Source organism: Sphingobium chlorophenolicum (genome assembly GCF_000722875.1).
GTDB lineage: Bacteria > Pseudomonadota > Alphaproteobacteria > Sphingomonadales > Sphingomonadaceae > Sphingobium > Sphingobium chlorophenolicum.
Genome location: NZ_JFHR01000032.1, coordinates 30674 through 40896, shown reverse-complemented (window position 1 = coordinate 40896; position 10223 = coordinate 30674). Strand labels below are relative to the sequence as shown.

Genomic DNA, 10223 nt, shown 5'->3' with positions numbered 1-10223 from the left:
TATCGATTTGCGCGCCTCTATTTCGATCCCACCGGGATCTGGCGCGGCTTGCTTGCTTCCGTGGCGAGCCGGGGGACGATCACCTTCAGCAGGCCTTTTTCCAAGTGGGCGCTGGCCTTGTCCGCATCGGCTTCGAATGGCAGTGCAACGCGGCGCAGATAGCTGCCCCGACTGCGCTCGATCAGATGATAATTCTTCTTTTCATCCTTTTCCTCGCGGTCTTCGTTATGCTCGGCCTTTATGGTCAAGACATCGTCCTGAACGTCGAGCGACACGTCCTTTTCATCAAAACCCGGCAGTTCGGCGGTGAGCTCAAGACCCTTGTCCGTTTCTGCGATGTCGACGCGGGGGAGGTTGAAGCCCCTGCTGCTGCCATCGCCGCCGGTGAGCCAGCCACGGCCGAGATCGTCGTTGAGGCGGTCCATTTCCTTGCGCAGATCGGCAAAGGGATCAAAGCCGGTGCGGAAGAGATTGCTGCGTCCAAAGGGGATGAGTGAACGAAAATCAGTCATTGGTCCTTCTCCTGCTTTTGTGAAACTCTCGGTTCGCCGGGATGGTGCATCATATGCTGCTGTCCGTCGGCAGGGCTGTGCATCGTGCGGCAATGCTCCATCGCTTCAGGCATGGGCTGCCCGTTTTGCATCGGCATGGCGCCCGGCCGCATCATGTGCCCGCCTGCCTGATCATGCATCGGGCAGTTCGTGGCGGGCGGAGCGGTCGGCGGCGCGCGAGGCGTCGCAGTCTGTGCGGATGCTCCGGCGACGAGCAAGAGGCGCAGGAGCGTGGCGCTGGCTAGAATATTGTGCATGGATAATTTCCCGTTCCGGACTCCATGCCGAAGTGTCGCGCGAGGCGGGATGCGGCGCCATAAGTAGAGTCACGCAGGCTGCGATGGCGGCATAAGGACTGCCGCGCCCTTCACCTTGCCTTCGCGCAGGCTTTGCAGCGCCTCGTTGGCTTGCTCCAATGGAAAGCTTTGGGTGACGGTGTGCAGTTTCATGCCGCCCACCAGATCGAAAAAGGAGGTGCCGTCTTCCCGCGTCAGGTTGGCGACCGAGAGAATCTGCCTTTCCTGCCACAGGTCGGCATAGGGGAAGGATGGTATGTCGCTCATGTGGATGCCCGCGCATATGACGCGGCCACCCTTTCTGACTGCGCGTAGGGCTTGGGGCACGAGTTCGCCTGCCGGTGCGAAGATCAGGGCAACGTCGACAAGCGCAGGCGGGCTTTCGGATGAGCCGCCCGCCCAAGCGCAGCCGAGCGAACGGGCAAAGTCCTGCCCTGCTGTGTCGCCATCACGGGTGAAGGCATAGACAGTGCGCTGCTGATGCCGGGCGACCTGCGCCAATATGTGTGCGGCCGCGCCAAAGCCGTAGAGGCCGACGAAATTTGCCGGGCCAGCCAGCCGCAAAGCTCTCCACCCGATCAGGCCCGCGCACAGCAATGGTGCAGCCTCCACATCCCGGAAGCGATCCGGCAGGTCGAAGCAATATCGCGCATCGGCGATCACATGGCTGGCATAGCCGCCGTCGCGCGTGGCCCCGGTGAAGAGTGGAGCGTCGCACAGATTTTCACGCCCGGCGCGGCAATAGGGGCAAATACCGCATGTATGTCCGAGCCAGGGGACGCCGACGCGCTGGCCTATGGCGAAGCCCGCAACGCCCCTGCCCAATGCCGCGACCCTGCCGACGATCTCATGGCCTGGTATGATGGGATAGTGGGCGGGGATTTCGCCGTCGAGGACGTGCAGATCGGTTCGGCAAACGCCGCAAGCGGCGACTTCGATCAGCAGTTCGCCGGGTCCAGGATCAGGTATGGGACGCTCGATCCGCACCAGGGCAGCGCCCGGCGCGGGGATCTGCATCGCCACCATCTGCTTCACTGTACGCTGGCCGCCGAACGCAGGGAAAAGCCGAACAGCATCAGCATCACGCCTTGCGATATCAGGTCTATGGCGAGCACCATTCCCAGTAGCCACAGGCTGCTCCACGGCCATGACACCGCCACCAGCACAGCGGCTATGATGCTGATGACGCCGGACAGGATCATCCACGCCCTCCCTTCGCTGTGCCGGAAAGCAAGGATTAGGCGGGCGATGCCTGATGCCGCCAGGGTGATGCCGATGAAAACCGTCAGGACGCTCGCACCAAGCAGAGGATCGACGATCATGATGCTGGCCGTGATGAGGTAAAGCAGCGCAGCCAGGCCCCACAGGACTCCCGATGAGAAGCGCCGCACGCTGAAGGCGTGGAACAGTTGGAATATCCCTCCCGCGAACATGGCCGCGCCCACGACATAGGTGGCAAGGATCGTCGCGAGGAGCAGGTTGACGCTGGCAAGGATGCCGAGCAGCGCGAGCGCGGCGCCGATGCCGATGAAGGTGCGCCATAACTGCGGCCCCGATATGGACGTTCCTGGTCCCAAGGCCATTTTCAAGTTCATCGTCGCCCTCCTTAAGATGTGAGACGGCGAGTCTAGCGCTGGAGGCGGTGTGATGATGTTCGTGAATCTACGAATAGGATGCCGTCGAAGGCAACGCGATCATCCCGGTGATAATCCTTCAAGGAGCGTTCGATGAAAGCGTTGATCTATGACGGGCCGGGGCGAAAGCATCTGGGCGAGCGGGAAAGGCCACAGATCAAGGATGTCGGCGACGCCATTGTCCGCGTCACGCACACGACTATCTGCGGCACCGACCTCCACATATTGAAGGGCGATGTGCCCACTTGCGAGCCGGGACGGACATTGGGCCATGAGGGCGTGGGCGTTGTGGAGGCGGTCGGATCGGCGGTCTCGAATTTCAGGCCCGGCGATCATGTGCTGATTTCCTGCATCACCTCATGCGGGCGGTGCGACTATTGCCGCCGGGGCATTTACTCCCATTGCGTGAGCGGCGGATGGATATTGGGCAATGCCATTGACGGTACGCAGGCGGAATATGTGCGCATCCCTCATGCTGACACCAGCCTCTATCCAGTCCCGGCAGGAACGGACGAGGAAGCACTGGTGATGCTGAGCGACATATTGCCGACCGGCTTTGAATGCGGCGTGCTGAATGGCAAGGTCGCGCCCGGCAGCAGCGTCGCCATCGTGGGCGCAGGCCCGATCGGGCTGGCCACCTTGCTGACAGCGCAATTCTATTCGCCCAGCCAGATCATCATGATCGACATCGACGCCAACCGGCTGGCGGTGGCTGAGCGGTTCGGCGCTACCCGCACGATCAACAGCCGGTCGGAAGACGCGGTGGCAGAGGTCAAGTCGCTGACGGATGGCAGGGGCGTTGACACGGCCATCGAGGCTGTCGGGGTGCCTGCGACATTCGAACTATGCGAAGACTTGGTCGCTCCCGGTGGGGTCATCGCGAACATCGGCGTGCATGGCGTGAAGGTCGACCTGCATCTGGAAAGGCTCTGGTCGCATAATATCACGATCACGACCCGGCTGGTGGATACTGCCACCACTTCGATGCTGCTGAAGACAGTCGCGAGCGGGAAGGTCGACGCGAAGAAGCTCGTCACGCATCGCTTCACGCTGGACGGCATCATGGAGGCCTATGATGTCTTCGGCCGGGCGGCGGAAACGCAGGCGCTCAAGGTGCTGATCACACCCTGATCCGCCACGCAGACCCTATCGCATCGCGACCCGCTTGAGCGCTTCGGCGCAGAGGAGATAGACGGCGACCAGGGCTGCCGTCACCATGAGGATGCCCGGCGGAGGCGCGGAGAAGCCCAATGTCGGCGCGAACGGTAGGAAGGGCAGGGTGATCGCCGCGCCCAGGCAGAGGCTGGCGCTTATTACGAGCAGCCGGTGCGGCCGCTGCCGCCACAAGGGCGCGGACGTGCGGATGATGAAGACAACCAATATCTGCGTCGCCATGGATTCGATGAACCAGACCGTGCGGAATATGGGCACGTCGACATGGAAAAGGGCGATGAGTGCTGCAAATGTCGCGATGTCGAACAACGACGACAGCGGCCCCATGATGAGGGTGAAGCGAACAAGGCCCCGCATGTCCCATCCACGAGGCGCGGCGAGGTCGCTGCCTTCTGCCCGGTCGAACGGTATGCCGGTCTGCGACAGATCATAGAGCATGTTGTTGAGCAGGATCTGGACCGGCGTTAGCGGCAGGAAGGGCAGGAACAGCGACGCCAGCGCCATGGTCAGCATATTGCCGAAGTTTGAGCTGGTGCCCATGCGGATATATTTGAGGATATTGGCATAGGTGCGACGTCCTTCCGCCACGCCATCCGCCAGCACGGCAAGATCTGGCGCGAGCAGGATCATGTCTGCCGCTTCGCGCGCGACATCGGTCGCGCCATCGACCGACAGGCCGACGTCGGCCGCCCTAATGGCAGGCGCATCGTTGATGCCATCGCCCAAGAACCCGACGATATGGCCGCGCGCCTGAAGCGCCCGCACGATCCGGAATTTCTGGTCTGGTGTGATCCGGGCGAAGAGGCCGGTGTCGGCCACGCGAACGGCCAGAGCCTCGTCATCGAGGGCTGCGATTTCCTCTCCGGTCAGGAGCTTCGCATCCGGCTTTCCGAGCGCGGCCATCAGATGCCGCACAGCAGCGGCGGAGTCGCCGGAAATGACTTTGGTCCTGACGCCCGCTGACTCCAACCGCGCGATGGCGGCGGCGGATGAGGCTTTGGGCGGATCGAGGAAGAGGCAGAAGCCCGCGAAGATCAGATGTTCGTCATCGTCTGTCTCGATGCTATCGCGGCGAGGTGCCGCTTTCCACGCGATGCCGAGCAGGCGCAAACCTTGCGCGGCATTGTCATCGTGCAGCTTGATGAGGCTTGCCTTGAGCGTAGCATCGAGTGGCATGATCGTTCCGTCTGGCGCTCGCGCCTGATCGCACAGATCCAGGATCGTTTCTGGCGCCCCTTTGACGATCTCGATCCTGTCTCCTTCCCGTTCAGCCAACACCGATACGCGCCGTCTTTCGAAATCGAAGGGCCGTTCGTCCAGCTTCTGCCAGCCAGTCAGCGGATGATGGCCGGTATGCGCGAGCAGGGCGTCGTCCAGCGGACTGCGCAGGCCGCTTTCGAAGCGGGCGTTGACGGCTGCGAGTTCGAAGACGTGCTCGCTGTCCACCCCGTCGATCCCTGGGTGGCCGGTCATCATGATCCGCGCTTCGGTGAGGGTGCCGGTCTTGTCGGTGCACAATATGTCCATTTCGCCAAGATCGTGGATCGCCGAGAGCCGCTTCACCACTACCTTTGCCGCCGCCATGCGCTGGGCCCCGCGCGCCAGGCCGATGGTCATGATCATCGGCAGCAGTTCGGGCGTCAGGCCGACCGCAAGGGCCATGGCGAAAAGGAAGGATTCGACCGGCGGCCGTCCTAGAGCGAGATGGGCGAGGATCACGAAGAGGACAAGGAAGATCGTCATTCGCACGATCAGCATGCCCAGCCGGTGAATCCCGCGTTCGAAAGCGGTGGGAGGCTGTTCATCGCCCAGCGACCGGGCGATGCCCCCGAAATGGGTGCGGTCGCCCGTCTGCACGACGAGCATGGTCGCGCTGCCGCCGATCATCGAACTGCCGTGCAGCAGGAGGTTGGGTGCCTCGGCCAGGGCGGCGCCGGGGTCGATGACTGGAGATTTTTCCACGGGGAAGGGCTCGCCGGTGAGGGCGGCCTGGTTGACCTGCGCGGCGTTGGCGGACAGCACCAGCCCATCGGCGGGCACCAGGTCTCCGGCGGCAAGCATCACCACATCGCCCGGCACCACATCTCGTACCGGCAGCGTGGCGACTGCTCCGTCGCGCTGCACGCGCGCGGTGAGAGCGATCGCCTCACGCAGCGCCGCCGCTGTCGCTTCCGCGCGGCGTTCCTGCACTGTGTCGAGGATGGTGGAGAGGAGGATCATGGCGACGATCAGCAGGAAGCTGACCATGTCGCCGGTCACGCCCGCAACCGCCGCAGCCGCAAGCAGCATCAGGACGAGCGGATTGCCAAGCCTGCGCGCCAGATCGGCTATGAGGCGGCGGCGCGCCTTTTGAAAGAGGATGTTGGGACCGGCCGCTTCGAGCCTGCGGGCGGCCTCGGCGGAGGATAATCCATCTGCGCTGGTGTCAAGGGCGGCGAGCGTCTGGCCGACCGGCAGGCGCCAATATTCGTCGGACAGCTCGGTTCCCTGATTATTCGCTGCCGTGAGGGGTTCGTGCTGGAGCGGCAAGGAGATGCTGAAATCCATCGCTACTCCAGACGGGCTGAGGATGGGCATGGAATGGATGATCAGGATCGGATGGCGAATCCGTTAAGCTACGTAACTGTCCGAAGTTCGCTCCCCATGCCGTGACCGTAAGTTTTCGGCTCGATAGGCGATGACCAAGGGCGGAGGCTGATATGGCGTCAGCGGGATGGCGAAGCTGGTTTCTGGCGATCCTGATCGCAGCCGGACTGATTGCCGCGGTTGCCCATTGGGGCGAGGTGGAGCGGTTTGCGGCGCTGCTCCGCCAGGCGGAGCCGGGTTGGATTGGCCTTGCCGTCATGCTTCAGCTCACCACCTATTTCAGCGTGGCGAGCGGGTGGTCGGCGGTGCTGCACCGCGCTGGAACGCCGCAGCGGATGCGACCGCTGGTGCGGATCGCCTTGACGAAGCTGTTTGCCGATCAGGTTTTGCCCAGCGCGGGCATGGGCGGCAATATCCTGCTGGTGGATCAGCTGCGCGGGCTAGGCGTGCCCAAGGGGACGGCGGTGGCTGCCCTGCTGCTGTCGATGATCGGCTTTTACGCAGCCTATGCCTGTTTCGCACTCGTCACGCTGATCCTGCTTTGGCTGCATGATCGCGCTACGCCGCTGATGGCCGTTGTCGTCACCACCTTCCTGCTGGTGGCTTTCGCCATCCCCGCTCTTGCCCTCTGGCTGCGGAGTCGGGGGAGCAGGCCTTTGCCGGACCGGATCGAACATATCGACTTTGTGCGCAGGCTGCTGGAAACGGTGGCGCAGGCGCCATCAGCCCTTTTACGGGACAGGCAACTCGCGATTATGGTTGCGGCGTGCAATGCGATGATCTTCCTGGCGGATGCCGGGACGCTTTTCGCCTGCTTGCACAGCCTTGGTCAACGGGCGGCGTTCGGCACCGCCTTCATCGCGCTCATCATGGCGTCGGTGGTTGCGACCCTCGGCCCAATTCCGCTGGGGCTGGGCAGTTTCGAAGCGACGTCAGTGGCGACGCTTCATCTGCTGGGAGTCGAGCTGGAGGCCGCATTCGCCGCGACCATGCTGCTGCGCCTCTTCACGCTGTGGCTGCCGCTCATACCGGGTATGGTGATGATCCGCGGCGTTGCGAAGAAGCGTCCTGCGCAGCGATAGCGCCGCACATGCTTTCAGTTGGCATGAGCCGCCAAGCTCTTCCGGGCGATCCGGACGGTGGGATCGTCGGGGTCCGCGATGGTGACGAAGCCAAGCTCCCGTTCCATGCGTAGAGCCGCGTCATGATCGGTGGACTCGATGGACTCGATCGTTTCGATGCCTTCCGCCTTCGCATAGCGCAGGACATATTCGAACAAGGTCCAGCTAAGGCCCTTGCCCTTCATGTCGGTGCGGGTGCTGAGCGCAATTTCCGCGCGAGTGCGATCAGGATCGGTCGCGAGCATGGCGATGGCGAGGAGGTCGCCCTCCTCGCCGAAGGCGACGAAGCTGATTGTGCGGACATAGTCCACTCGCGTCATCATCACGATCTGCTCGCGGCTGACTTTGCAAACGCCCGACATGAAGCGGAAGCGCAGGTCTTCAGGCGAGACATGGTCGAAAAGGGCTGCGACCGCCGGCCCGTCGTCAGGACGCACGGGCCGTACATGGAAGCGAAGTCCCTGCTCCGTGACGAGGTCGGACGCCCAGCCTTCCGGCGGCGCGCGCAGGACCAGGCGGAATGCTGTTGCCGCCTCGGCGCTGATCCGCGCCCGCGCATCCAGGGCGATGACCCCTGCCGCGCTCGCGATCAGGGGGTTGATGTCGAGTTCCAGCAGGCTGGGAAGGTCGACCGCCATGGCCGACACGGCGTCCAGCACATCAGCGACGCTTTCGACATCGGCTGCCGGGACGTTCCGATACCCGGCGAGCATCCGGGACATATGCGTCCGCGCAATCAGGGCGCGAGCCTGCGCATGGTCTATGGGCAGGAGGTCGATGGCCTTGTCATCGAGAAGCTCCGTCGCGGTGCCGCCTGCCCCAGCCATGATCATGGATCCGAAAACCGGATCGGTGCCAAGGCCCACGATCATCTCCCTGCCGTCTTTCACCCTTATCATGTCCTCGACAGCGAACCCCTGGATTCGCGCTTGCGGGAAATCGCGGCGGATACGCCGTTCCATCTCCCGCGCGGCCGCCACGGCCGCCCGGGCGTCCGGCAGGTCGAGTGCGACCCCGCCCACATCCGATTTGTGCGGCAGGTCGCGCGAGACGATCTTCACCGCATAGGGCGCGCTCAGCCGGCAGCAAGCCTCTTCCACCGCGTCCGCGGAAGCGGCAAAGCGCGTGGGAGCGACGGGGATGCCATAGGCCTCCAGCAGTTTCTTCACCTTGATTTCGGAAAGCGTCGTGCATCCATCCGCCTGCGCATCGGAGATGATGGCGCGGGCGGCGGCACGGTCGGCCTGGACCTCACGCGACCGAGCGGGCGCTTCCGTCAGGCTCTCGCGAAGGCGGCGAGCCTGGGCCAGATAGCCAAAGGCGCGCACGGCGTCGTCGGGCGTTGAAAAGACTGGAATGCCGGCTGCCGCGAACACAGGCCTTACCCTATCGCTGTTGGCCTCACCCAGCCAGCAGGCAAGGACAGGCTTGTGGATACGCTCCTGCGCTGCCGCCGCGACTTCGCCGCAGATCGCCAGCGCCGTTTCCTTCGCTTCGCTGCGCGCGGTGGGGCAGTTCATGAGCAGCACCGCGTCGCTCCCGCTGTCGCGCAGGATGGCTCGTACCGCAGCGGCATAGCGGTCCGCGTCCGCGTCGCCCAATATATCGACGGGATTGGCGCGCGGCGAACCTGCGGGTGTTGCCTCCGCTAGGGAGGCAATCGTTTCGGCGGTTAATGTGGCGAGTTGCCCATCCGCCTGCGCCAGGGCATCGACCGCCAATATGCCAGCGCCGCCGCCATTGGTCAGGATCGCCAGCCGGTTGCCGGGCACCGGCGCACAGGCGCATAGTATTTCAGCGGCGTCGAACAATGCCGTCAGACTGTCCACCAGCAGGATTCCGGCGCGTTCGAAGGCGGCTTTATACACATCATAGGAGCCGATCATGGCTCCTGTGTGCAAAAGGGTCGCTTGCGCGGCGAGCTGGCTTTTGCCGGCCTTGATCGCAATGATCGGCTTATGAAGCGCGGCGGCGCGGGCAGCGATCATGAACTCGGCCGCCTCGGTGACGCCTTCCACATAGAGCAGAATGGCGTGGGTGTGGGAATCGGCCGCGAGCAGGTCGATCAGGTCGCCAAGGTTTACATCGGCCATGTCGCCTGCGGAAATGATGCCGGAAAAGCCAACCCGGCGGGTTTGCGCCCAATCGAGCACTGCGGTGATGAGCGCGCCGCTCTGCGAGATCAGCCCCAGATTGCCCGGCAGCGCCGGGGTGCAGGCGAAGGTGGCGTTGATCCGCGCATGGGGCGCGATGATGCCAAGGCAATTAGGTCCGACGATCCGCATGTCGTGCCGCTGGGCCGTAGCCCTGATCGCGTGGTGGAATGCGCTAGCATCGTGAAGACCCGCCGACAGGATGACGGCGCAGCGGGTGCCGAGGCTTCCTAGCTCGTCGATGATGGCTGCCACGGTCGGTTCGGGCGTCATGATGATCGCAAGCTCGGGCGCGGCGGGCAGGTGGGCGACGCTGGCGACCCATGTCGTGCCTTGTTGCGTCACCGGGTGAGGATTGACGACATGGATGCTACCTTCGAACCCGCCCGCGAGCAGATTGTCGAGGACGAGCGTGCCGACGGCGCCTTGCTCCTGCGATCCTCCGATCAGGGCGATGGTCCTGGCGTGAAGAAGCGGCGACAGGTTGCGGATGGTCATGGCTTTTCTCGTCCTTGGCTGAGATCGCGCGATTGCGGAGCGATCCTAGGAAGGGGGATGTCCATGACGATATTCGTAAATACCGCAGGGCGTCCTGGCGCGGTTAATGAAAAGCTACTTACGGGAAGTTGCGAATAGGGTGGCGATGCGCAGTCCCTAAAATGGCCTCATCAGCGAGGAGGCGAACATGCAGCGTTCAGGAGACACGGAA

General features: G+C 63.6%; 7 protein-coding genes. 2 read left to right on the top strand and 5 right to left on the bottom strand.

What is annotated here, in order from left to right; translation table 11 throughout:
• Positions 1-17: 17 nt before the first annotated feature.
• The 3 genes from BV95_RS13970 to BV95_RS13955 all read right to left on the bottom strand — a co-directional run bounded on the left by BV95_RS13970 (position 18) and on the right by BV95_RS13955 (position 2442).
• On the bottom strand, positions 18-605 hold the full coding sequence (locus tag BV95_RS13970; RefSeq protein WP_234703197.1) for an Hsp20/alpha crystallin family protein: 588 nt from the start codon (positions 603-605) through the stop codon (positions 18-20).
• A gap of 272 nt (positions 606-877) precedes the next feature.
• Positions 878-1873 carry a zinc-dependent alcohol dehydrogenase family protein gene (locus BV95_RS13960; RefSeq protein WP_037453019.1) on the bottom strand — a complete coding sequence of 332 codons (996 nt, stop codon included), beginning with the start codon at positions 1871-1873 and terminating at the stop codon, positions 878-880.
• Between the two features lie 5 nt (positions 1874-1878).
• Complete coding sequence (locus BV95_RS13955; RefSeq protein ID WP_051749786.1) at positions 1879-2442, bottom strand: HdeD family acid-resistance protein; 564 nt, start codon at positions 2440-2442, stop codon at positions 1879-1881.
• 132 nt (positions 2443-2574) lie between these two features.
• On the opposite strand from BV95_RS13955, the gene BV95_RS13950 reads away from it, so the two are divergent.
• Positions 2575-3612: a zinc-dependent alcohol dehydrogenase family protein gene (locus tag BV95_RS13950; protein ID WP_037452957.1), complete on the top strand. Its 1038-nt coding sequence runs from the start codon at positions 2575-2577 to the stop codon at positions 3610-3612.
• 15 nt (positions 3613-3627) lie between these two features.
• Here BV95_RS13950 and mgtA read toward each other — a convergent pair whose 3' ends face one another.
• On the bottom strand, positions 3628-6201 hold the full coding sequence (mgtA, locus tag BV95_RS13945) for a magnesium-translocating P-type ATPase (RefSeq protein WP_081873382.1): 2574 nt from the start codon (positions 6199-6201) through the stop codon (positions 3628-3630).
• Between the two features lie 152 nt (positions 6202-6353).
• On the opposite strand from mgtA, the gene BV95_RS13940 reads away from it, so the two are divergent.
• Positions 6354-7322 carry a lysylphosphatidylglycerol synthase transmembrane domain-containing protein gene (locus BV95_RS13940; protein ID WP_037452956.1) on the top strand — a complete coding sequence of 323 codons (969 nt, stop codon included), beginning with the start codon at positions 6354-6356 and terminating at the stop codon, positions 7320-7322.
• 14 nt (positions 7323-7336) lie between these two features.
• On the opposite strand, the gene BV95_RS13935 is transcribed toward BV95_RS13940, so the two are convergent.
• Positions 7337-10012, bottom strand: coding sequence for a bifunctional acetate--CoA ligase family protein/GNAT family N-acetyltransferase (locus BV95_RS13935; protein WP_037452952.1), 2676 nt, complete (start codon positions 10010-10012; stop codon positions 7337-7339).
• Positions 10013-10223: the final 211 nt, after the last annotated feature.

Bases quoted from the DNA above. Each gene is read 5' to 3' on its own strand.
- BV95_RS13960 (WP_037453019.1), bottom strand. From the start codon at position 1,873: ATGGTGGCGATGCAGATCCCCGCGCCGGGCGCTGCCCTGGTGCGGATC.
- mgtA (WP_081873382.1), bottom strand. From the start codon at position 6,201: ATGGATTTCAGCATCTCCTTGCCGCTCCAGCACGAACCCCTCACGGCA.
- BV95_RS13935 (WP_037452952.1), bottom strand. From the start codon at position 10,012: ATGACCATCCGCAACCTGTCGCCGCTTCTTCACGCCAGGACCATCGCC.
- BV95_RS13950 (WP_037452957.1), top strand. From the start codon at position 2,575: ATGAAAGCGTTGATCTATGACGGGCCGGGGCGAAAGCATCTGGGCGAG.
- BV95_RS13940 (WP_037452956.1), top strand. From the start codon at position 6,354: ATGGCGTCAGCGGGATGGCGAAGCTGGTTTCTGGCGATCCTGATCGCA.
- BV95_RS13955 (WP_051749786.1), bottom strand. From the start codon at position 2,442: ATGAACTTGAAAATGGCCTTGGGACCAGGAACGTCCATATCGGGGCCG.